The sequence below is a fragment of the Paenibacillus sp. EB106-06-01-XG199 genome, from assembly GCF_058791575.1.
This window is the reverse complement of sequence record NZ_JBYTDQ010000013.1, coordinates 91,306-113,844: the sequence shown is the minus strand read 5'-3', so window position 1 is coordinate 113,844 and position 22,539 is coordinate 91,306. Positions and strand designations below refer to the sequence as shown.

18 protein-coding genes are annotated in these 22,539 nt (G+C 50.8%); 14 read left to right on the top strand and 4 right to left on the bottom strand.

The window, feature by feature from the left end; all coding sequences use genetic code 11:
- Positions 1–12 precede the first annotated feature (12 nt).
- A complete protein-coding gene (locus AC3WT9_RS30860) occupies positions 13–459 on the top strand; it encodes a carboxymuconolactone decarboxylase family protein (RefSeq protein ID WP_341380388.1) in 447 nt (148 codons plus the stop codon).
- Between the two features lie 97 nt (positions 460–556).
- Positions 557–1,423, top strand: coding sequence for a sigma-70 family RNA polymerase sigma factor (locus tag AC3WT9_RS30855; protein WP_341097721.1), 867 nt, complete (start codon positions 557–559; stop codon positions 1,421–1,423).
- Between the two features lie 184 nt (positions 1,424–1,607).
- Here AC3WT9_RS30855 and AC3WT9_RS30850 read toward each other — a convergent pair whose 3' ends face one another.
- Entirely contained in the window at positions 1,608–2,963 is a 1,356-nt protein-coding gene (locus AC3WT9_RS30850) for a PFL family protein (protein WP_256718062.1), read from the bottom strand.
- Positions 2,964–2,991: 28 nt separating this feature from the next.
- Positions 2,992–3,261 carry an ACT domain-containing protein gene (locus tag AC3WT9_RS30845; RefSeq protein ID WP_019910116.1) on the bottom strand — a complete coding sequence of 90 codons (270 nt, stop codon included), beginning with the start codon at positions 3,259–3,261 and terminating at the stop codon, positions 2,992–2,994.
- A gap of 222 nt (positions 3,262–3,483) precedes the next feature.
- Between AC3WT9_RS30845 and AC3WT9_RS30840 the strand changes: the two genes are divergently transcribed.
- The 4 genes from AC3WT9_RS30840 (at position 3,484) to AC3WT9_RS30825 (ending at position 9,918) form a co-directional block, all read left to right on the top strand.
- Positions 3,484–5,115 (top strand): GGDEF domain-containing response regulator, encoded by a 1,632-nt coding sequence (locus AC3WT9_RS30840; RefSeq protein WP_341094337.1) that lies wholly within the window; start codon positions 3,484–3,486, stop codon positions 5,113–5,115.
- Positions 5,116–5,175: 60 nt separating this feature from the next.
- Positions 5,176–5,556, top strand: a complete 381-nt coding sequence (locus tag AC3WT9_RS30835; RefSeq protein ID WP_038594201.1) for a response regulator — start codon at positions 5,176–5,178, stop codon at positions 5,554–5,556.
- On the top strand, positions 5,534–8,797 hold the full coding sequence (locus AC3WT9_RS30830) for an ATP-binding protein (RefSeq protein ID WP_341379094.1): 3,264 nt from the start codon (positions 5,534–5,536) through the stop codon (positions 8,795–8,797). The genes AC3WT9_RS30835 and AC3WT9_RS30830 overlap by 23 nt, the downstream gene beginning before the upstream one ends.
- 146 nt (positions 8,798–8,943) lie before the next feature.
- A complete protein-coding gene (locus AC3WT9_RS30825; protein ID WP_341379093.1) occupies positions 8,944–9,918 on the top strand; it encodes an aldo/keto reductase in 975 nt (324 codons plus the stop codon).
- Positions 9,919–9,988: 70 nt separating this feature from the next.
- Here the strand turns inward: AC3WT9_RS30825 and AC3WT9_RS30820 are convergent, their stop codons facing one another.
- Positions 9,989–10,672: a DUF421 domain-containing protein gene (locus AC3WT9_RS30820; protein WP_341094332.1), complete on the bottom strand. Its 684-nt coding sequence runs from the start codon at positions 10,670–10,672 to the stop codon at positions 9,989–9,991.
- Between the two features lie 166 nt (positions 10,673–10,838).
- Between AC3WT9_RS30820 and lspA the strand changes: the two genes are divergently transcribed.
- Positions 10,839–11,330, top strand: coding sequence for a signal peptidase II (lspA, locus tag AC3WT9_RS30815; protein WP_341094331.1), 492 nt, complete (start codon positions 10,839–10,841; stop codon positions 11,328–11,330).
- 113 nt (positions 11,331–11,443) lie between these two features.
- Here lspA and AC3WT9_RS30810 read toward each other — a convergent pair whose 3' ends face one another.
- Positions 11,444–12,004, bottom strand: coding sequence for a PadR family transcriptional regulator (locus AC3WT9_RS30810; protein WP_341094329.1), 561 nt, complete (start codon positions 12,002–12,004; stop codon positions 11,444–11,446).
- Between the two features lie 149 nt (positions 12,005–12,153).
- On the opposite strand from AC3WT9_RS30810, the gene AC3WT9_RS30805 reads away from it, so the two are divergent.
- The 7 genes from AC3WT9_RS30805 to AC3WT9_RS30775 all read left to right on the top strand — a co-directional run bounded on the left by AC3WT9_RS30805 (position 12,154) and on the right by AC3WT9_RS30775 (position 22,539).
- Positions 12,154–13,632: an MDR family MFS transporter gene (locus AC3WT9_RS30805; RefSeq protein WP_341379091.1), complete on the top strand. Its 1,479-nt coding sequence runs from the start codon at positions 12,154–12,156 to the stop codon at positions 13,630–13,632.
- 244 nt (positions 13,633–13,876) lie between these two features.
- Positions 13,877–15,730 (top strand): assimilatory sulfite reductase (NADPH) flavoprotein subunit, encoded by a 1,854-nt coding sequence (locus AC3WT9_RS30800; protein WP_341097720.1) that lies wholly within the window; start codon positions 13,877–13,879, stop codon positions 15,728–15,730.
- An 18-nt stretch (positions 15,731–15,748) separates the two neighbouring features.
- A complete protein-coding gene (gene cysI / locus AC3WT9_RS30795; protein WP_341379090.1) occupies positions 15,749–17,473 on the top strand; it encodes an assimilatory sulfite reductase (NADPH) hemoprotein subunit in 1,725 nt (574 codons plus the stop codon).
- A gap of 231 nt (positions 17,474–17,704) precedes the next feature.
- Entirely contained in the window at positions 17,705–18,451 is a 747-nt protein-coding gene (gene map, locus AC3WT9_RS30790; RefSeq protein ID WP_038594183.1) for a type I methionyl aminopeptidase, read from the top strand.
- A 191-nt stretch (positions 18,452–18,642) separates the two neighbouring features.
- Complete coding sequence (locus tag AC3WT9_RS30785; protein WP_341379089.1) at positions 18,643–20,070, top strand: SpoIIE family protein phosphatase; 1,428 nt, start codon at positions 18,643–18,645, stop codon at positions 20,068–20,070.
- 15 nt (positions 20,071–20,085) lie between these two features.
- Positions 20,086–20,478, top strand: coding sequence for an ATP-binding protein (locus tag AC3WT9_RS30780; RefSeq protein ID WP_341379088.1), 393 nt, complete (start codon positions 20,086–20,088; stop codon positions 20,476–20,478).
- Between the two features lie 51 nt (positions 20,479–20,529).
- On the top strand, positions 20,530–22,539 hold the full coding sequence (locus AC3WT9_RS30775) for a methyl-accepting chemotaxis protein (protein ID WP_341379087.1): 2,010 nt from the start codon (positions 20,530–20,532) through the stop codon (positions 22,537–22,539).

Here is a 22,539-nt window from a genome sequence, read left to right as displayed (position 1 = left end):
GAGGAGATTATGATGAGTTTGAGATTCAATTACAGAGAAGTGAACGCGCCCGCTTTCCGGACAATGATGTCGCTGGAGCAGCATACCGCAGGCCGGGGCAGCGATAAGCTCCTGACTGAACTGGTCAAAATACGGGTATCTCAGCTGAACGGCTGCGCCTTCTGTCTGGATATGCACGCCAAGGATTTGCTGAAGCTGGGGGATTATCAGGACAAACTGCTGCTGGTCACGGTATGGCGCGAGGCACCGATCTTTACGGATAAAGAGAGAGCTTTGCTTGAGCTTGCCGAAGCTGTCACACATATCAGTGAAGCCGGCGTGCCCCATGATGTATATGAGAAGGTCCGGGAGCATTTCAGCGAAGAAGAATTTGTTGATTGGATTATGGCGATCAATACGATCAATTGCTGGAACCGGTTAGCGATTTCTACAGGAATGTATCCGGGAGCTGTCCTCTAAGTCGCTGAGGATAACATCAGGAGTAGGAGGGGAAGTGCCGTTGAAACCACAAAGCAACGAGACCGGCACAAAGTTAACTGCATCTCAAGCACCGGGGATGGAGGAGCTGTTTCTCAGTTACAAGGCTTACGCCTTCTCCATAGCTTACCGGATGCTCGGAACAGCGGTTGATGCGGAGGATGCGGTGCAGGATTGCTTCGCCGAGCTGCAGCGGCGTGATCGGACCGGCATTCACAATATGAAGGCCTATGTGGCAAAAGGCATTACCAACCGCTGCCTGAATATGCTGAACTCGGCGCGCAGCCGTAGAGAGACCTACATCGGCGAGTGGCTGCCTGAGCCGGTAAGCGAGCCTTATGACGGACCTGAAGCCGCAGCGGAACGTAAGGATACGCTGTCGTATGCGTTTCTGGTGCTGCTTGAGCGGCTGTCGCCCACTGAACGGGCGGTATTTGTACTGCGTGAAGCCTTCCAGTACGATTATGGGGATATCGCAGAAATGCTGGGCAAAGCGGAAGCCAATTGCCGGCAAATCTTTAGCCGGGCCAAGCGCACGCTTCAGGCCGAGCCTTCTGCAGCCATGGCCGGGTCCGGGACAGGAATGGCGAGGTCTGGCCTGCTGCGGCGCTTTACCGAGGCTTTTACCGCTTATGATGTCAGTGCGATGCTGGAACTGCTGTCCGATCATCCCGTGCTTATTGCCGACGGCGGCGGCCAGGATGTCCATACGATCCTTAGGCCGATGGTTGGCCGCAAGGGAGTGCTGGCGCTGCTGACCTCGCGCCGGGTGCTGAACCGGCTGCGGGAATTGGAGCCGTCTGTAGAAACCGTCAACGGCGAAGACCAACTGGTATTCAGGCAGGATGGCGAGGTTAAAGCCGTGCTATGTCTGGTGCTGGAAGGGGAGCAGATTCAGAGCTTCTATCTGGTTGTAGGACCGGAAAAGCTGGGTCATGTCTTCTAAGCCGTGAACTGTTCTATCACCCGGTTGGTTTACAAAAAGAGCGCCGCCCACCTTATGAGGTGAGGCGGCGCTTTTGTGCAAATATAAGAATTTATCTGCTTCACGCTATAAATTATCCTTCTATTTCTCGATGAAACGGATACCGTCCTTTTGAGGACGGCGGATGCCGTTTCCACTTGGAATATTAGTTCTTAAAGCTGTGAATTGGAGCGGGAATACGTCCGCCCCGGTTCACGAACCCGGCGCAGTTAAAAGGATTCACGGCCATCACCGGGGCGTAGCCGAGCAGACCGCCAAATTCGACCATCTCGCCGACTTCCTTGCCGATAACCGGGATCAGGCGGACGGCGGTTGTCTTGTTATTGACCATGCCGATTGCGGCTTCATCAGCGATAATGCCGGAGAGGGTTTCTTTGCTGGTGCTGCCCGGAATGGCAATCATGTCGAGGCCGACGGAGCAGACACAGGTCATCGCTTCGAGCTTCTCCAGCGTCAACGCACCGCGCTGAACAGCCTGGATCATTCCATGGTCTTCACTGACCGGGATGAACGCGCCGCTAAGTCCGCCGACATAAGAGGAGGCCATGACGCCGCCTTTTTTGACATTATCGTTCAGGATGGCAAGCGCTGCCGTGGTGCCGGGTGCTCCGGCTTCCTCGAGACCCATAACCTGGAAAATCTCGGCGATGGAGTCACCGACCAAAGGGGTGGGTGCCAGCGACAGATCAATGATGCCGAACGGCACATCCAGCCGTTTGGAGGCTTCCTGTGCAACAAGCTGTCCTACACGGGTCACCTTGAAGGCGGTTCGTTTGATCGTCTCGCACAGCGTTTCAAAGTCCTGGCCCTTTACTTCTTCCAGTGCGCGCTTGATGACACCAGGGCCGCTGACCCCAACGTTGATCACGCATTCCCGCTCGCCCACGCCGTGAAAGGCTCCGGCCATGAAGGGGTTGTCCTCAACGGCGTTGCAGAAGACAACCAACTTGGCGCAGCCGATGGAATCACGGTCCTTGGTGCGTTCCGCCGTCTGGAGGATGATGTCGCCCATTAGCTTCACGGCATCCATATTGATCCCGCTGCGCGAGGAGCCTACATTCACAGAGGAACAGACTCTTTCCGTCACAGCCAGCGCTTCTGGGATACTGTCGATCAGAATCCGGTCGCCTTTGGTGCAGCCTTTCTGCACAAGCGCCGAGAAGCCGCCGATAAAGTTGACGCCCACCTCTTTGGCCGCCTTGTCCAGAATCTCGGCAACCGGAACATAAGTATCCGTATGCACGGAACCGGCTGCAATGGAGATTGGGGTGACGGAGATCCGTTTATTGACAATCGGTACGCCGAATTGCCGCTCCAGATCTTCCCCGGTCTTCACCAGCTTCTCAGCGGACCGGGTGATTTTGTCATACACATTCTGGTTAAACACCCGCAAATCCGTATGGGCACAGTCCATCAGGCTGATTCCCATCGTAATGGTGCGGACATCCAGATTCATTTCGCGGATCATTTTATTCGTTTCCTGCACTTCCACAAGTGAAATCATCCCTATCTCTTCCTTTCGCTGCTAGCTAAATGCGGTGCATAATATTGAAAATGTCCTCGTGCTGGAGCTTGATTTCAACGCCGATTTCTTCGCCCACCTGCTGCAGGTCCTCCACAATCTCTTCAAAGGACTTGCTTGGCGCGGAAATATCAACAATCATCATCATGTTGAAATAGTCCTGCACAATAGTCTGCGAAATGTCGAGAATGTTCAGATTGTGGCCTGCAAGGTAGGTACAGACTTTGGCGATAATCCCTACTTTGTCTTTTCCCAGTACTGTTATAATCCCCTTCAATGAAAAAGCCTCCTATTTATCTATTCTCTGTTCATCCGCCGCATTAACGGAATGAACCGTTGCATTTATTATTGCAAATGATGTTGTAGTCATCAACCAAAGGTTTTTTGTCAGTCTGATCATAAATTTGATCTTATGCCCTAATTTCATTAGAATACAGTTGACAGTGTTAAAAATATATGATCAACTAATAGATTGACATGATCGTCTGAAGGAGTAACCATGACAACTAGAAAATACAAAGAGCTGGTTGAGCAGCGTACCAGGCAAACCCTGCAAAAGTGGTCGGAACAGCCAGACGTCGAGGAAAAGGAAATCTACCGCTTTTTGCATAATTTAAAGGGCACGGCCGGAACGGTAGGCCTTCACCTGGTGGAGGAGTATGCCGGCAGCACATTGCTTTATTTCTCGGATGAATCTTATAAAAATTGGACAGAGGCCGAGTGGGGGGATTATTTGTATCCTTTGCTGGGGCTTTTTGATGAGCAATTGATGAACTCAGCAATACCTGTCCCGGGTTTGCAAGCGGCAATGTTGCCTGACGGCAAGAAGCAATACGAAATTCTGCTCATTGATGATGATGTAGAGCTTGTAGCCTTTTTAAGGGAATCGCTGGAGAAGCAGTCCTATTTTGTGAGTATTGCATTATCCGCCGAACGGGGACTCAAAATTTTTTATGAAAGTAAGCCGGACATGATCCTGCTGGATATCCTGCTGCCCGATCAGAGCGGGATTGATGTCCTGAAACAAATCATCGGCAAGGCGAAGAAAGAGCGTATTCCGATTATTATCGTCAGCGGTGAACATTCCAAGGATGTCCAGATGTATGCCTATTCGCTGGGGGTGATGGATTATATTCCGAAGCCTGTAGATATTGATTTGTTCCTGGTACTCATTAAGAACCGCTTTGAGCTGAAGCTTGAATGGCAAAAATCCATAATCGTGGATGAGCTGACCGGGGCTTTTAACCGCAAATATTTTAATCAAACGATGAAGCAGCTGATCTCCGATTTCAAGCGGACCGCGCGGACATTTTCGCTTGCGCTTATGGACCTGGATTACTTTAAACATGTGAATGACAGCTACGGCCATCTGGTCGGAGATGAGGTGCTTCAGACTTTTTCCGGGCTGGTACAGAAATCAATCCGGGTGGAGGATACATTCTGCCGCTATGGCGGTGAAGAGTTTGCCCTGTTCATGCCCAATACCGATGCCGCATCGGCCATGCTTGTCATCGAGCGGATTCAGCAGCAGTTCTCTTTGAAAGAGTTTTGGGCCAAAAATGAACGATTTAATGTTTCCTTTTCCGCCGGGATCACAGAGGTAACGGAATCTCACCTCAATGCCGATAAACTTATTGATGAAGCAGATCAGGCGCTGTATGCCAGCAAACATGCCGGCAGAAACCAGACCACTTTGTATGACGAGCATTTGCCGGCAGGTAAGCTGGAGTCGGTTCTGAATGTCATCATCGTCGACGATGATCCGCTGATCCGCAGAATAGTGACCCATCAGTTCCAAGCTTGGGAGCCGGAGAGCATTGCCAAAGTGAAAGTAAGCAGCTATTCTAACGGCCCGCAGTTTCTCCAGTCGGATTGGTATGCTCCCGAGGAGAAATTTATCATCCTGCTTGATGGTATTATGCCGGAGCTGGATGGGCTGGAGGTGCTTGAGCGGATCCGCGGCAGTTATCCGGAAGTGAATATTCTCGTGATCATGCTGACCGGGCGGAACGACCAGCGGGATATTATACATGCCCTGCAAATGGGCGCCGACGATTATGTCATTAAGCCGTTTCACTTGCCGGAGCTGCTCATTAGAATTGAACGGCTGGCCCACAGATTTTTGTTCTGAAACATTTAGCGCTGAAACGCTGATAATGGTTTAGGGTACATTGAAAGGTGAGAGAGAAAGATGCAAAAAGTACTTGTAGTAGATGATGAAGATGTTCTGCGCATGCTGATTGAAGATACGCTGGAGGACCTCGAAGATGTGGAGATTCGTACCGCTGAAAATGGGGTTGAGGCACTTGCCAAGCTATCAGATGATCTCTACGATCTGGTGATATTGGACTATATGATGCCGGAAATGACCGGTATTGAAGTTTTGTCTGAATTGGACGAGGACATGAAGAACTCCACGCCGATAATGATGCTGACCGCCAAGGCGCAGGAAATGGACCGGAGCAGAGCCAGGGAGGCGGGCGCGCGTTATTTCATGCCTAAGCCGTTTAGTCCGACAGAGCTCCTGCAGATCGTGGAGGGTATCCTTGGTGAAAAGAAAAAAATTCGTTAATTTGAGCATCAAAGATAAATATTTCCGCATTATTTCAGGCTTATTTGTTCTCATCGTACTGACTGGCCTGCTCTTGTTCTTCTATATATCTTCTCAGCAGAACAAGTTGAGCCATGACCGTGAAGTGCTGCAGAACAAGGCGGAGACGATCAATGAACTGGCAACAACACTGAATGATGTTTTTTTTCGGGTGAGAGGCTACACGGCGCTGAAAAATGATAATGAGCTGAAGCTCGCCTATGAAGCGCTGCAGAAGCTGGGGGAAGTCCTTAATACGTATTCCCTGCTGAAGCTGTCCCCGGAAGAATTGCAGTTCAAGGACCAATTGACGGCATACAGTCAAAATTATCAAAAGGTTACGCTGCCTAAGGCGATCGCTCTGGTTGAGCAAGATAATTATGTTGCGCTGCGGGCGCTGGCACAGGATGGCAACACCCAGGCGGTAAATAAATTCCTTTCATACACGAAGCAATACAAAGCGCGTTCAGATGCACAATTGAACGAAATGGCTGCCGATTCCATTAAGCAAGCTAATAGGTTTACCATTGCGGCGTTCGTATTAAGCAGCTTCCTGCTGCTTCTATTCACCCTGATGATCTGGAGGATTCTAAAGGTTCTCATTGATCCGATCGTGAAGCTGGAAGAGGCAACGATTTCGCTTGCGGAAGGCCGGTCTGTATTGCTAAGCAAGCTTCAGCGGCAGGATGAAATCGGCCGGCTCTATGAAGCATTCCTGAATATGGCGAGAAGCATACAGGACAAAGAAGAAGAGCTGACGATGCAGAACGAAGAACTGCATGCGCAGCAGGATGAGCTTCAGGATCAGCAGTTTAAGCTGGAACGGTCTTTAAGCGAGATCGAGAGCATGATGAAGGCGCTGGATCAGTCCTCCGCAGTCGCTATTCTTTCGAACAAAGGCATATTCACCTATGCTAATGAGAATCTGAGCGAGTATACGGGGTATAAGAACCCGGAGATCATCGGTTACACCTTCAGGCTGTTCGAGCTCTATAATATTTCAGGTGATCAGGCGCAGCAAATTCTCCGCAAGCTGACCACGGGCGGGGTATGGAGCGACGAGATTCAGATTCGGGCCAAGGACGGTTCGGTGATCTGGCTGCATTTGACGGCGATGCCTTATCTGAATGATGAAGGCCATGTCTACCAGTACATTCTCATCGCCAACAATATTTCTTCCATGAAAAGTGTGCAGCAGGAGCTGGCGGATACCCTGAAAAAGACGGAACAAACCAAGATTCTGCTGGAGCGGAGCAATCAGCTTAACCATGACATTACCTATACTCTGGACAAGCAGGAGTTCGCCGAAAAGTTTATCCGGTTTATGAATGAGCAATATGCGTTCGACTCGAGCTTTTTCCTGATGGTCAAAGACAAAATTGCTGTCGTTAAAGGCGTACCTCTTGAGAATGTGGAACGTTATCTTGATAGTGATAATAATGATATGCTGTTCCGCATGCAAACGGAGAAATCCTATATTACAAAACGTCCGGCATCCTTACGGGAGCAGGGTATTTCTCCAGAAGGCATATATTCCTATGATTACTACACAACGGTTATCAATGCTGATGATGAGGTGCTGGCTGTATTCTGCGGTACCCGGATCGGACATTCCTTTGGCGAAGAAGAAACCGACGAGATTCAAGGCATGATGAACCGGGTGGCGCTGGCCATTGAGCGGCTGTTCATGTATGAAGAAATAGAAGATGGCCGGATGCTGAACAGGGACATTGTCAATAACGTCAATGAAGGAATTCAGTTTGTCCAAATGGACGGAACGATGCTGCAGATGAATAAAGCCCTTGGCCAGCTGTTCGGGTACGATGAATGGACTGAAGGGGAAGTAGTCCTTAAGGAACGCTGGACAGAACATTTCATCCACAGGGCCAATGAGCAGGATGATCTGCGGCTGTTCTACCAAACGGCGATGTCCGAAACATTTTTTGACTCTAGCACGATCAAATATTCCATTGGCACGGAAGCGATGAAACATGTGGAGGTATATGCTATTCCGGTATTCCGCCGTGAGATCCGCTTCGGTACGTTGTTTGTGCACCGGAACATTACCCGGGAATATGAGCTGGATCTGATGAAATCCGAACTGGTCAGCACGGTCAGCCATGAGCTGCGGACACCGTTATCCAGTGTGCTCGGCTTCACAGAGCTGCTGTTATCCAGAACAATGAAGCCGGAGAAGCAGCTGAAATATCTGGAGACCATTCATAGGGAGGCGCACCGGCTGACCGATCTGATCAATGATTTTCTGGATCTGCAGCGGATGGAGTCAGGCACCCAGCAGTACAATGCCGAGCCTGTCAATCTGAGCTCGCTTGTCCTTGGCGTCATTGACCAGTACAAACTGAGTGGCACCCACCATATTCTGCTGGAGGATGCAGCGCGGAATGCAGAGGTGGAAGTGGACAAGGACAAGATTGTCCAGGTACTGACCAACCTGCTTAGCAATGCGATCAAGTTCTCACCGAACAGCAATGAGATCAAGGTGCTGCTGCATAATGAACCCGAGCGGATTGTTGTGGAGATCCAGGATCACGGGCTGGGGATTCCTAAGAATCAGATCGGCCATTTGTTCCAGAAATTCAGACGCGTAGACAACAGCGCATCCAAACGGATCGGCGGAACAGGTCTAGGCCTGGCCATCTGCAAGGAAATCATTGAGAAGCAGAAGGGTGCGATCGGCATTGATTCGGTGGAAGGCGAAGGCACCACTGTATGGTTCAGTCTTCCGGTTCTGAATCATAGCGGCAGCCGGCATGAAGATGAGCCTTATAAATGGAATTCGGAGAAGGAAGCGAAGCCAAACGTAATGATTGTAGAGGATGATTACAGTCTTTCCCTGCTGCTGTCGGAGGAACTGAAGGGCAAAGGCTTCCGGGTGACACATCATTATCATCCACAGCAGGCGTTTGATCAGGCACTGAAAACACCTTTTGTAGCGATTGTCGTGGATCTGATGCTGGGGGATGAGCTGGATGGCTGGGACCTGATCCGCATGCTGAAGGATGATGAGCGGACAGCGAACGTTCCGATAGTTATTTCCTCGGCGCTGGACAAAACAGATAAAAGTCTGATGAACAATGTTCAGAAGTATTTGACCAAACCTTATCCCCCTGGTGATCTGTCGGTTACCCTGCAGGAAATCATAGCGATTGAACAGGGAACTGGAGAAGTGCTGTTTCCGGACAGCGGTCATGATGGGGAATAGGAGAATTATTTTGGAGCAGCAAGAACAGGCCATGCACAAAAGGCCTGTTTTTTTTCTTGAAAAAAAGCTTGCCTTAAAGTGGACTCTAAGGCTTATAGTGGGAGGGAATGCGGACAACCATACAGGGATGAAAGGGAGGAATTGCAATGAAGTACAGTTATTTGGGAAAATCGGGTTTAAAGGTCAGCCAATTATGTCTCGGCACGATGAATTTTGGCCCGGAGACCGGGGAGAAGGACGCCTTCAGGATCATGGATGCCGCATTGGATGCCGGCATTAACTTTTTTGATACTGCGAATGTCTATGGCGGCCAGGAACGGCGCGGCTGGACCGAAGAGATTATCGGACGCTGGTTTCAGCAGGGGGGCGGACGGCGCGAGAAGGTGGTGCTGGCGACCAAGGTTTACAATGACATGCTTGATGAGCAGGACGGTCCCAATTCAGGTTCGGGGTTATCCGCTTATAAGATCAGACGACATTTCGAGGGCTCGCTGAAACGTCTGCAGACCGATCATATTGAGCTGTACCAAATGCATCATATTGACCGTAATGTTTCCTGGGATGAGTTATGGGGTGCTTTTGAAATCCTGGTCTCCCAGGGCAAGGCGGATTATATCGGTTCCAGCAACTTTGCCGGCTGGCATATCGCACATGCTCAGGCGCAGGCGAAAGCGCGCCACTTCCTGGGCCTGGTCTCCGAGCAGCATCTGTACAATCTGCTCGAACGGACGCCGGAGCTTGAGGTGCTGCCGGCATCGCAGGAACTGGGACTTGGCGTCATCCCGTGGAGTCCGCTTGCGGGCGGTCTGCTCGGCCGCAACGCGCTGGCCAAGACCGGTGTGCGCAGCGCCCGCTCCGCCAAGCTGGAGCAGCACCGCAGCCAGCTGGAGCAGTTCTCTGCCCTCTGCAAGGAGCTTGGCGAGCATGAGGACCAGGTAGCTTTGGCGTGGGTGCTGGCGAATCCAGCCGTGACTGCGCCCATCATCGGACCGAGAACTATCGAACAGTTCGAGGATTCGCTGCGTGTGACTGAGATCATTCTGGATGAAGTCACGCTGAAGAAGCTGGATGAAATATTCCCGGGACCGGGACGTCCGGCTCCGGAGGCCTACGCCTGGTAAACCATTCAGCAAGATTCTGATAGAGTGGGGATATGTCCGAACACCGGGCATATCCTTTTTTTTGGTCTCTTTAGTGGGAAACCGAGGAGACCACAGCAAACTCGCCTTCTTCAGTGATTTCAGCATAAGCTACAGCCTGCGGGCCCGAATATCCCAGTTTGCGCAGCTCGCCGTCCAACCAGGCCTCGTCATGGCCAAGTTCCCTTAGCGTACGCCGCTGAATGATCCCGTCCTCAATAATACTCTGGGGCAGCGTGGTTTCCTGTATGGAAACAGCCAGGTCTTCGCGGGTGGCTGCCTCGAATTGCGGCTTTTTCATAATGCTCAAAGAACCATTCGTCTCATAGATGGCATAAGCGACCTCACTGACAGAGAAAGTATCCTTAGCCCGCAGCATCATCCGCAGCTGGTCGAAGTCAAGGTTGTTCTTGCGCAGCTTGACCAGATCGATCTCTCCGTCACGGATCAGAAATTCCGGTTCGCCCTCAAGCGGTTTGCGGAGCGCGCGGATTCGCTGGGTAACCTTCTCGAACGTCAAGGATAATACGGTCCAAACAGCCAGTGTAAAGATCAGCATCAGCACGGAATTTTCTGGTGTATATATGGTGTCCCCGACCAAATCGCCCAGAATCACCGCAGAGATAAAGTCAAAAGGCGTCAAGGCGGAGATTTCCTTCTTTCCCAGCAATCTTGTCATTGCCCATAACCCGATAAAACCCGCGATCAGCTTGATAAATATCGCTCCGTATTCCATTTGGTACCCACCCTCAACTAAACGATTTATAATCTAAGAGTGTTTAACCATTAGGCTTTCGAATGTAACATTTCTCTGAAAGGTGAATCCGTGTGGTGCTCTGTGATAAGCTATCCTTATGAACCGTTAATGGAGTGAGTCTAGCAGACGTGAAAGGAGCACAGAGATGCTTTTTTACCTGATTTCAATATTGGTGGTACTGGCGGACCAGGCTGCAAAATGGATGGTGCGGTTAAACATGCAGCTGGGGGAGACCATTCCGTTCTGGAACCCTTACGTGCAATTTACTTATTATGAGAACAGTGGTGCGGCCTTCAGTTCTTTTCAGGGTTTTGGGAAGTATTTCTCGATTGTTGCGGCAGTATTTGTAGTCGCGATTTTTTATTACCGTCGCAAAGGAGTGCTGCGAGGACCCTTGCTTGAAGCCGCCAGCGGATTTTTGGTGGGGGGTGCTATCGGCAATGCAATAGACCGCGTAATTTTCCATCAGGTTACGGATTTTCTTGTATTCGGGGAAGGCGGCGGCATCATGAATCTGGCCGATCTGGCAATCAATGCCGGCGGCATCCTGATCGTGATCCATCTGATTATTGATCAGGTGAAGAGCAGCACGGCCAAGAGAAGACGGGTGAAAGGCAGCGGCACCGGACAGGCGTGACTGTTCTTACCCCCGGTTTTAAGTATAGGGTTGTCCAATTAGTCATTATTATGACTATGGACAACCCTATTTCTTTGGGATTTACTGATCGTTTGCTGCAATACATCGAACCTTTATTCCAGCGGACCGGCGTTTGATTCAAGTTCCCCGATGGCCCATTCGCAAAAGGCTACAGAAGATTCCATATCCATAACCCGCTTGCGCAGCAGCAAATACCGCCCGAACGTCGTTGCCTTAAGCTCGCGGGTTTCTCCGCGCTCCTGGCACAGGGCTTCATTGGCTTTAATCATGAGGTTATACCGGTCCAGCTCACTCCTGCAGAATTCCGCGCGCCTTACCAGTAACGCCTTAGCCTCCTCTGGTCTTGCGAGCCACAGGCTGTACAGCTTGAAATGCAGTTCGTCCCGCAACACGGGAGGATCAGCCGGCGTCTCAACCCACTCCCGCAATTGTTCAAGTCCTTTTTCTGTGATCGTATATATTTTTTTATCCGGCTTATCTGACTGCTCGATGCGCTCGTAGGAGATGTATCCCTTCTGCTCCATACTTACCAGCAGAGGATAAATTTGACTATGGCCCGCACGCCATAGCGGCTTAATGCTTTGCGTTAACTCGTATCCGGACAGCGAGTTGGCAGTCAGCAGGGCAAGGAGCCCGTAAGACAGAGTATTCATTACTATGAGTTCCTCCAATCTAAATTAATCCGTTTTCATCAGGAGTATTACTGCTATGTCATCATTGACATATTGTAGATTCGATTATAACATTATTTAAGTTAACTCACCTATGTAAAAGTAGACATATAAATAATGGGGGAACTGCCATGGAAGAGAACCATGAACAACGAGGCAAAGTTCCTTTTTGGCCGATTATGATTGCCATATTCTTCGGGAACTTTGTCTCTGTCTTAAGCACCACAACGATTAACATTGCTGTTCCCCTACTAATGAATCATTTCCATACCGGCTTGCACACGATGCAATGGATGGTTACCGGCTTTATGCTGGCAACAGGTGTAACGGCACCTTTGGCCGGTTATCTTGGCGGCAGATTCAGTTATAAGAGACTTTACTTGTTCGCTTTATCGGGCTTTACACTTTTCTCCCTGTTATGCGCCGTATCGGGTAACCCGTTGATGTTGATCATTTTCCGGATGCTTCAAGGCTCATGCAGCGGACTGATTATGGCCTGCACGATGACGATTATCTTTCAGGTCATTCCGATTGAGCGCCGGCCCTTCGCCGTCAGCCTGTGGTCGCTGTCCGCAATGGTTGCGCCGGCCATCGGGCCGACCTTCAGCGGCTGGCTGCTGCAGTATGCCAGCTGGCACTGGCTGTTCCTGATTAATATCCCGGTGGGACTTGTCGCTATTATATTAACCCAACTGTTAATCCCTTACTACCGGATGAATGTACCGAAGTCATTCGATGTTCCCGGCCTGATTACGGTGGTGACGGGCAGCCTCGCGCTTCTGACTGCTTTTAGCCAAGGCAGCAGCTGGGGTTGGGGTTCCTGGAGAACTCTATTGTTAATCGCTGCCGGGATCGTTCTTCTCCTCTTGTTTGTCCTGCGTGAATTGCGGACGGAAGTGCCGCTGCTGAATCTGCGCGTATTTCAGAACCTGCGGTTCACGGCTATGCTGTGCATCTATAGTCTGGTAACGGTGGCGATGTATGCCGGCACTTACTTAACACCGCTTTTCCTGCAGACTGTGCAAGGCGCCACGACGCTCAAAACAGGACTGATTCTGCTGCCCTCATCCATCCTGCTGGCATTGTTAAGCCCGGTTGTGGGCAAGCTGTATCCCAAGTTCGGTCCGGTGAAGCTGATTTCCGCAGGAATTGCTTTTATCTTTGCCGGTTTGTTTATGCTGAGCAGGCTGCATGTGGATGTTTCGCACAACTTTATTTTGTGGGCGATGGTTGTGCGTAATCTGGGGATCGGTCTGGCCAATGTCCCAAGCAGCACGGCATCCATGGAGGAGATTCCGGTGGAATGGTCAGGTCATGCAACTTCGATCAACAACTGGGTGCGCAATGTATTAAGCTCATTGGCCATCGCCGTATTTACCTCGCTCTTGTCGAGCAGATCCGGGATTCACTCCAAAGAGCTCGTAGCGTCCGGTGCAGCGAGTTCCGATTCGATCACCCTACTCTCATTTACAATGGGAGTAAATGATGTATTTGTCGTTGCTGCCATCATCGTGCTGTTTGGTTTTCCGCTCATGCTTCTGCTGCGCCGCAAAGGGAGAACAACGCCTCTCCAAATGCAGAACCATGTCCGTAAGATCGCGAATCAGTAATCAAAAGCTGAATATTAAGTATCATTTTATCTAATGCAAGTTATCATTAATTGTAATGAAGCTGCTTAAATCGGGGTCATTTACTCTGATTTAAGCAGCTTTTATGCGTTTTATAGACAATATTACTAATAAACCCAAATTTTATGATAAGGAGAGTTCGTTGATCGTTTCATCTAATTATGATAGCCTGATCACATGAGGTTAAGAGGGAACTAGATTTCATGTTAAGGAGAGGTCGATATTGGTGCAACTACAAGTTACGAACAGTCCATTTAACGAGAACCAGGTTGAGCTTCTGAACCGCCTTCTGCCGACGTTGACAGAGACGCAGCAGATCTGGCTCGGCGGATATTTGTCCGCGTTGTCTTTGCAGGGAAATGCGGCAGCGGTTTCCACTGGTACGCCGCTGCAAGCAGAGGGGATTGCGGCAGTCGTCTCCCCGGCGGCACAGCCGCAAATCTCCCGCGAAGTGACGGTGCTGTTCGGTTCTCAGACCGGCAACTGCCAGCGTCTGGCGTCCAGCCTGTCCCGCAAGCTGGAGGAGCAGGGCTTCCAGGTTACTGTGTCGGCAATGAACGGCTTCAAGCCGAATGGTCTGAAGAAGGTTGAGAATCTGCTGCTGCTGGTCAGCACGCACGGCGAAGGCGAACCGCCGGATAATGCCCGGGCCTTCCATGAATTTATCTATAGCAAGAGAGCGCCCCAACTGGATCATCTGCGTTATTCCGTACTGGCGCTCGGCGACACCTCCTATGAGTTCTTTTGCCAGACCGGCAAGGATTTCGATCAGCGTCTCGCAGAGCTGGGCGGACGGCGTCTGAGCCCGCGCGTCGACTGTGATCTCGATTACGATGAACCGGTAGCTGAATGGTTCCAGCAGGTTATCAGCTCACTTAGCGGTCCGCAGAATGCAATGGCAATTGCTGAGGAAGCGGTACAGGCAGCTGAACATGCGGAGTCGCCGGATTCAGTCTACTCACGCAACCATCCTTTCCATGCTGAAGTGCTGGAAAATCTTAATCTGAACGGACGCGGCTCTGACCGCGAGACCCGCCATCTGGAGCTGTCGCTTGCCGGCTCCAATCTGAGCTTCGAGCCGGGTGACTCGCTGGGAGTGTACCCGGAGAATCATCCTCAGCTGGTGGCGGATATTATTGCCGCTATGGGCTGGAATAGCGATGAATCTGTTCCCCTTAATAAGAAGGGGGAGGAAGGCACTCTGCGTGAAGCGCTGCTGCGTCATTATGAAATTACAGTCCTGACGAAGCCGCTGCTGGAACAGGCGGCACAATTGAGCGCATCGGCAGGGCTTCATGCGCTGCTTGCTCCGGATCATCAGCAGGAGCTGAAGTCATATATCCAGGGACGTGATCTGCTGGATCTGGTTCAGGATTTCGCACCATGGGAAGTGCCTGCGCGCAGCTTTGTAACCATTCTGCGCAAGCTGCCCGCAAGACTGTATTCGATCGCTAGCAGTTATAACGCGAACCCCGATGAGGTTCATTTCACGGTTCGCGCGGTGCGGTACGAGTCACATGGCCGTGACCGTTACGGCGTCTGCTCGGTCCATTGCGCTGAACGGGTACAGCCGGGCGATACCCTCCCGATCTATATTCAGAACAACCCGAATTTCAAACTTCCGGCCAACTCCGAGGTTCCCGTGATTATGATCGGGCCGGGTACGGGGGTAGCCCCGTTCCGATCCTTCCTGGAAGAGCGGGAAGAGCAGGGCGCAAGCGGCAGAACTTGGCTGTTCTACGGCGACAGGCATTTCGTGACCGATTTCCTCTATCAGACGGATTGGCAGAGAATGCTTAAGGACGGTGTGCTGAACAAGCTGGATGTTGCGTTCTCCCGGGATACGGAAGAGAAAGTATATGTACAGCACCGCATTTTGGAACAGAGCCGTGAGCTGTATGCCTGGCTGCAGGAAGGTGCGCATGTGTATGTATGCGGTGACGAGAAGCATATGGCCCATGATGTTCATTCCGCACTGGTCACTGTGATCCAGCGGGAGAGCGGCTTAAGCCCGGAAGAGGCAGCAGCTTACCTGGAGCACATGCAGCAGGAACAGCGTTATCAGCGCGATGTGTATTAAGGGAGGAGAGGTTCAGCTATGGCGAATAATGAATCAGCGGTGAAGCCGATTGGCGGCCCGCCTAGTGATGTTGAACATATAAAGATCGAGAGTAACTACCTGCGGGGCGCACTTGTGGAGACACTGCGCAACCCGGTAACCGGAGGACTGCCAGAGGATGACAACCGGCTGCTCAAATTTCACGGCAGCTACATGCAGGATGACCGGGATTTGCGCAGTGAGCGTGAGCGTTCCAAGCTGGAGCCGGCCTATCAGTTCATGCTGCGTGTGGTGGCTCCGGGCGGAGTCGCTACTGCAGCACAGTGGCTGGTCATGGATGAGCTTGCCCATAAATACGGCAACGGCACACTCCGTTTGACGACACGACAAGCGTTTCAAATGCACGGTGTACTGAAATGGAACCTGAAAAAGACGATCAAGACCATTAACGATACGCTGATGACCACACTCGCTGCCTGCGGAGATGTCAACCGCAACGTGATGAGCGCCCCGAATCCGTATCAGTCCGAAACACATGCTGAAGTGTACGAATGGGCCCGGAAGATCAGCGATCATCTATCCCCGCGTACTCCGGCATACCATGAAATCTGGCTGGACGGCGAGAAGGTTGTGGACAGCAAGGCAGGCGTAGAAGTGGAACCGATCTACGGACCGGTCTATCTGCCGCGCAAATTCAAAATCGGTCTGGCAGTGCCGCCCTCCAATGACGTCGATGTCTTCTCCCAGGATCTTGGCTTCATCGCGGTATTGGAGGAAGGCAAGCTTGTAGGATTTAATGTTTCGGTTGGCGGCGGGATGGGCATGACGCACGGCGATACGAACACCTATCCCCAGCTTGGGCGGGTGATCGGCTTCTGCCGGCCGGAGCAGATGATTGAAGTGGCGGAGAAGACGGTCACGATTCAGCGTGACTATGGCAACCGCTCCGTCCGCAAGAATGCCCGTTTCAAATATACCATCGACCGCCATGGTCTGGATTGGTTTACGGGCGAGCTGCATCACCGGCTGGGCTGGCAGCTGGAGGCTGCCCGTGCGTTCCATTTCGACCATAACGGCGACCGTTACGGCTGGGTGAAGGGCATCAACGGTAAATGGAATTTGACGTTGTATATCCAAAGCGGGCGGATTCAGGACCAGGAAGGGTATCCGCTGATGACCGGACTGCGGGAGATCGCTAAGATACACACCGGGGATTTCCGTCTGACGCCGAATCAGAATCTGATTATTGGCAATGTAAGCAGTGCAAAGAAACGTAAGGTGGACGAACTTGCCTGGCAATACGGTTTGACCGACGGAGCGCAGCATACCGCTCTGCGGCGCAGCGCTATGTCCTGTGTAGCTTTGCCAACCTGTGGTCTTGCCATGGCCGAAGCGGAACGGTATCTTCCCCTCCTGCTCGATAAGCTGGAGCTGATCATTGATGAAGCGGGCCTCCGCAACGAAGAGATTGTCATCCGCATGACCGGCTGCCCGAATGGCTGTGCCAGACCGGCACTGGGGGAAATCGCCTTTATCGGCAAAGCTCCGGGCAGATATAATATGTATCTGGGTGCAGGCTTTACCGGAGACAGGCTGAACAAACTGTACAAGGAAAATATCGACGAGAATGAAATTCTTGAAACGCTGGAGCCTATTCTTCATCGCTTTGCCAAAGAACGCGCGGCGGGCGAACACTTCGGAGATTTTGTCATCCGCAGCGGCTATGTGAAGGCCGTCACCTCGGGGCTTAATTTCCATGACTGATTAACAAAGGAACCTGTTCTCCAATGCAATACGGAGGATGGGTTCCTTTTGTTTTGTGGGGGAAATGAGGATTGTACTAGAGAATTTCTACCCGCGATTCGCGGTTAATCTCATAATCGAAGAATGAATTTGGATTTTCGGCGGTTTTCTTACATAATATAAAGAGTACCCATAACATATCCAAGAGCCATTATAGTGAGTAATGCGTTCTGTACAGAAGAGGCGAATGTGATGATCATCATGAAATCGATGGAAGAGATCGAAAAAATGCGTGCAGCAGGCAAGATTCTTGCTGAATGCCACCGGCAAATTGCCGGAATGCTGAAACCCGGAATTACGACCTGGGAAATTGACCAGTTTGCCGAGAAGTTCATTCTTTCCCAAGGGGCAACACCTGAGCAAAAAGGGTATCATGGATATCCTTACGCAACCTGCGCATCCGTGAACGATGTAATCTGCCATGGCTTTCCCAAACATGAGCCGCTTAAAGACGGTGACATTGTAACGATTGATATGGTCGTGAACCTTAACGGCTGGTTGGCCGACTCTGCCTGGTCCTACGGGATAGGCAACATCAGCGATCAGGCAGCGAAGCTGCTGGAAACGACCAAGGAGTCACTGTTCAAGGGCATAGAGCAGGCAGTTGCAGGCAACCGGATTGGCGATGTCGCCCATGCCATTCAGGTATATGCCGAGTCGAACGGTTTCTCAGTCGTCCGTGATTTTATCGGGCACGGCATCGGCTCTGAAATGCATGAAGCCCCGGAGGTGCCTCACTACGGACCTGCAGGCAAAGGGCCGCGTCTTAAGGAAGGCATGGTGTTCACCATTGAGCCGATGCTAAATACCGGAAGCTACCGGACAAAGGTAGATGCGGACGGGTGGACAGCCCGGACGATTGACGGCGGCTTGTCGGCGCAATATGAGCACACCCTGGCGATAACTCCGCAGGGAACAATTATTTTGACGGAGCTGTAATCTTAAGTATTTGAATCGTAGTTTGGTTGGAAATACTGCCGGTAAATCCGGTCAGCCGCTCATGTATGTCATGGCGCTGACCGGGTTTATTTTTTTTGGTTATTTGTCTTAATGTGTCGGAATTCACGGTTTTATGGGGAGGGAATGAATATAATGGTAACTCAAGGCTAAAGGGGAATAGAGGATCAGAAATGGCAACAGACAAACATTGCAAGAATCAGCATGGCGCACCCAGCCCTGAGCAGTGTATGGAGCACTATGGCTGTATTTATGAGAATAACCATTTAATAACCTTAATGGTTGATCCGGATGACGGAAGCATCGTTGATGCGAACAGGGCAGCCTGCGAATTCTATGGCTACCGCCTCCGTGATTTCAGAAAACTTCATATCTCGGACTTGAATGCAGAGGGTGAGGCGGGGGATCGGGACTTTGTGGATAAGGCGATGCCCGGCGGAGAATATCTGGGAAACCAGGTATTTATGGATAGACATCAGTTAGCCGGAGGCCAGATCATAGTGGTGGAGATTCATACGGGGATCATGACGATGTTAGGAAAGACATGTGTCTACACCGTTATTCATGACATCAGCGAGCGGGTCCGCTCCGAACAAAGACTCCGGGAAAGCGAAGAACGTTACAGGGATCTGGTTGATCTCTGTCCTGAAGCCATTCTGGTTTACAGCGGGGGAACGATTCTGTTTGCAAATCAGCAGACCGAGAAGATGTTCGGCAGGAAAAAGAAGGAACTGATTGGTAGGGGCATCGATGATTTTTTTTACGAGGAGCCGCTTAGCAGCACGGAGTATAAAAAACTAAAAACCAAAGGTTCCATGAAGGACCGGTTTCGGATCGAGCAGCGTTTTATCCGGCATGACAAACATATTTTTGATCTGGAGATCTCGGGCGTACCGATTGTATATGAAGAAGAAGTAGCTCTGCAATTGGTATTAAGGGATATTACGGAGAACAAGAAGGAACTTGAACGGGCGGTCAAGCTTCAAGAGCACCGCCATGCTGTTGCTTTTCCTCTGGAGAATAGGGCAGTGCTGGACAAGATCTACGTTCCTGCTACAACACTCAGCGGCGACTTCTTCATCTTTCACAAAATTGATGATGAACAGGTCATCGGAATCATCGGTGACGTCACCGGCAAAGGCATTTCGGCCGCATTAAGCATCTCCGCGCTGCGTGTACTGTTCCTGGACAGTCTGCTCACTTCAATAGAGCCGGTTCAGGTTCTGAAGGATTTGAATCTGAAAGCGGGACAATATCTGGGAGAGGATTATATTGCCGGCTGCTGCTTTCATCTCGATTTCGCCGCCAGAGTGCTTAAGGCAGCAGGGGCCGGGATCAATGAATTCATCTATGTGCCGAAAGCGCAGCCCGGCCAGCAAATAACAGTCAAAGGAGCTCCGCTGGGCATGTTTAGCGACAGTGAATTTGAGCAGCAGGCTGTTGCATTTGGATCGGGTGACCGTTTCTGCTTCTATAGTGACGGTATGGAGCTTTTGTTTGAAGAAGCGGAGTTAGGCCGTGATTACGAATATTTGCACGATAAGGTTGCGGGCGTTTGTCTGCAGGACGACTGCACCTGGCTGAGCCTGAATATCCAGTGAGACAAGGGGTGAATTATGAACGCTGTACATAAGGAAGTGCTGCTTCACGGACTGGAGCATACACAGGGAATTATTGACGGAATTATCGAAGAGCTTGATTTGGAAGCCTATGCTTTTGATATCCGTCTGATTCTGGTTGAGGCTATTACGAATGCGTATTATCACGGAAATCTCAGCGATTGCACGAAGCCGATCTATATCCGGTATTTGCTTAGAGATGAGCTGCTTAAGCTTCAGGTCGAAGACTCCGGAGAAGGCGGCCGGGATCTCGTTATTCCGCAGGATATCAGTAGTGACGAGCTGCTGGATGACGGAGGAAGAGGGCTGTACTTAATCCGCTGCTTCTCGGATAGTGTGGAGATGATCCGAAATACGATGTACATCAGCAAGAATGTATGTCCTAATTGACAGGCTTTCTTCTGAGGACTGTTTTCTGAGAATAGAAAAGGGGAGAATTCGGTGAAGTTAAGTTTAAAGGTTAGAATCAGCATTTTTTTGTTCCTCATCATTAGCGTGCCGTTGTTTGTTTCCGGTATCATCTCTTACAAACTGGCGGCAAATGCACTGCAAACGACAATTGAAGAGGAATTAAGAACAACAACAAGTTCAGCCGCCAAGTCTGTTGAGAGCGAGCTTGAAGCGGTAGGCAATTATCTCGAAATCGCCAGCCAAAACAGCACATTGGCCGATTTCGCTGCAAGTCCAGCCTCGGAGGGAGAAAGAAAGGCGTCTTTCAGTTATCTTTCCGGTATCCAGCAAGACAACGCCAAGCTGCTTGAATCGCTGATCGTTGCTGATGTGAACGGCAAGGCGCTGCTTACCAGCAGTTCAGAAGCTCCGGAGCTGGATGTGCAGGACCGGGAGTATTTTCAGCAGGCGCTTGAGGGGAAAGAGGCGATAAGCGGTGTCCTCACCTCCAGGGAAACCAATCAGCATATCGTCGCGATTGCCCATCCGCTGCGTCAGAATAATGTTATTAAGGGTGTATTGATCGGGACAATCGTCTTTGACAGCATTTCCGCGCCCGTAGCCGAAGTGAAAATTGGCGAGAGCGGATACGGGTATATGATCGACCGTACAGGCCTTGTGGTTTATCATCCTGATAAAGGCAAGATTCTCACAGAAAATCTGGACAGCAACAGCAATAAGGAATTAAATGCGCTTGTACAGATTATGAAAAGCGGCAAAGCCTCCCATGGCTTTTATACCTATGAAGGCGTCTATAAATATGTGTCCTTTCAGCCTGTAGGAAACTGGGTTGTGGCGACCACTGCGAATTACAGGGAATACATGGCGTCTGCAACAGAAATCCGAAATACGACACTGATCGTTGTTATTGCCTTCATTCTGGTAGCTCTTCTTGCAGGGTATTTCTTCACCACCCGGAATATCATCAGTCCTATCAAGAAGCTGGAGAAGGCCATGGCTCAGGCTGGTGACGGTGATTTAACAGTACATACGGCCATTACATCAGGGGATGAGCTGCAGTCGCTAAGCGATTCCTTTAATGCAATGATTGACAAGCAGGAAGCCATTATAGAGAAAGTAAGGGCGGGTTCGGAGGTTCTAACCTCCATGTCGGAAGAAATGGCGGCTTCTTCTGAGGAAATCAGCGCGTCGATTGAAGAAATCAGCTCCAGCACTCAGGAAATTGCCGCCGGTGCGGAGAATAACAACCATTCCGTAGTGAATGCCTCGCAGGTTCTGGTGCAGCTTTCCAGTCTGGTGCAGCTGGCTCAGAGCAAGGCGGCAGCGACCTCCCTGAATGCGGACAGCACCAACCGGGCTGCACAGGATGGCAGAATCAAGGTCATTAATACGGTTGAGGCGATGGATACGATCAACAGCAGTACCAAGGAGACAGAAGAGCAGCTGCAGACTGTGAGCGAGCTGTCCGGCAAAGTTTCCACTATTATCGGAACCATTAATGCCATCGCCAAGCAGACCAATTTATTGGCGCTGAATGCCGCCATCGAAGCTGCAAAAGCGGGAGAACACGGGCGCGGCTTCAACGTGGTGGCCGGAGAGGTGCGGAAGCTGTCGGATGAAACGCACAGGCAGGCAAACGAAATCTCATCGCTGGTACATGATATGGTCTCCCGGATTGCGCAAGCTGTGAACTCGATGCGGGGCGCCTCGGAAGCCGTGGAGGGCGGAGTGAGAATCGTTAATGAAACGGATCATGCATTTATCCATATCATTGAATCGGTGGAGATGATTAACGATAGTGTGCGGGAAATCCTGGAGATTACCAAAGACGAGGTTGCCACCTCCGATCAGATCATCAAGCTCATTGACTCAATGGGCACGATCTCTGAATTGGCGGCAATGAACAGCGAAAGTGTATCCAGTGCAACCGAGGAACAAGCGGCGACAGTCAACAATTTCGTCTCTTCCGCCCAGGAGGTCAGCGCCATGGCCAATGAGCTGGAATTCCTCGTTGAGAAATTTATAATTAGGGGGAAATGA

Coding starts and splice junctions, on each gene's coding strand:
- lspA (WP_341094331.1), top strand. CDS start 10,839: ATGCTTTTTTACCTGATTTCAATATTGGTGGTACTGGCGGACCAGGCT.
- AC3WT9_RS30820 (WP_341094332.1), bottom strand. CDS start 10,672: ATGGAATACGGAGCGATATTTATCAAGCTGATCGCGGGTTTTATCGGG.
- AC3WT9_RS30825 (WP_341379093.1), top strand. CDS start 8,944: ATGAAGTACAGTTATTTGGGAAAATCGGGTTTAAAGGTCAGCCAATTA.
- AC3WT9_RS30810 (WP_341094329.1), bottom strand. CDS start 12,004: ATGAATACTCTGTCTTACGGGCTCCTTGCCCTGCTGACTGCCAACTCG.
- AC3WT9_RS30785 (WP_341379089.1), top strand. CDS start 18,643: ATGGCAACAGACAAACATTGCAAGAATCAGCATGGCGCACCCAGCCCT.
- AC3WT9_RS30835 (WP_038594201.1), top strand. CDS start 5,176: ATGCAAAAAGTACTTGTAGTAGATGATGAAGATGTTCTGCGCATGCTG.
- AC3WT9_RS30805 (WP_341379091.1), top strand. CDS start 12,154: ATGGAAGAGAACCATGAACAACGAGGCAAAGTTCCTTTTTGGCCGATT.
- AC3WT9_RS30780 (WP_341379088.1), top strand. CDS start 20,086: ATGAACGCTGTACATAAGGAAGTGCTGCTTCACGGACTGGAGCATACA.
- AC3WT9_RS30855 (WP_341097721.1), top strand. CDS start 557: ATGGAGGAGCTGTTTCTCAGTTACAAGGCTTACGCCTTCTCCATAGCT.
- cysI (WP_341379090.1), top strand. CDS start 15,749: ATGGCGAATAATGAATCAGCGGTGAAGCCGATTGGCGGCCCGCCTAGT.
- AC3WT9_RS30860 (WP_341380388.1), top strand. CDS start 13: ATGAGTTTGAGATTCAATTACAGAGAAGTGAACGCGCCCGCTTTCCGG.
- map (WP_038594183.1), top strand. CDS start 17,705: ATGATCATCATGAAATCGATGGAAGAGATCGAAAAAATGCGTGCAGCA.
- AC3WT9_RS30840 (WP_341094337.1), top strand. CDS start 3,484: ATGACAACTAGAAAATACAAAGAGCTGGTTGAGCAGCGTACCAGGCAA.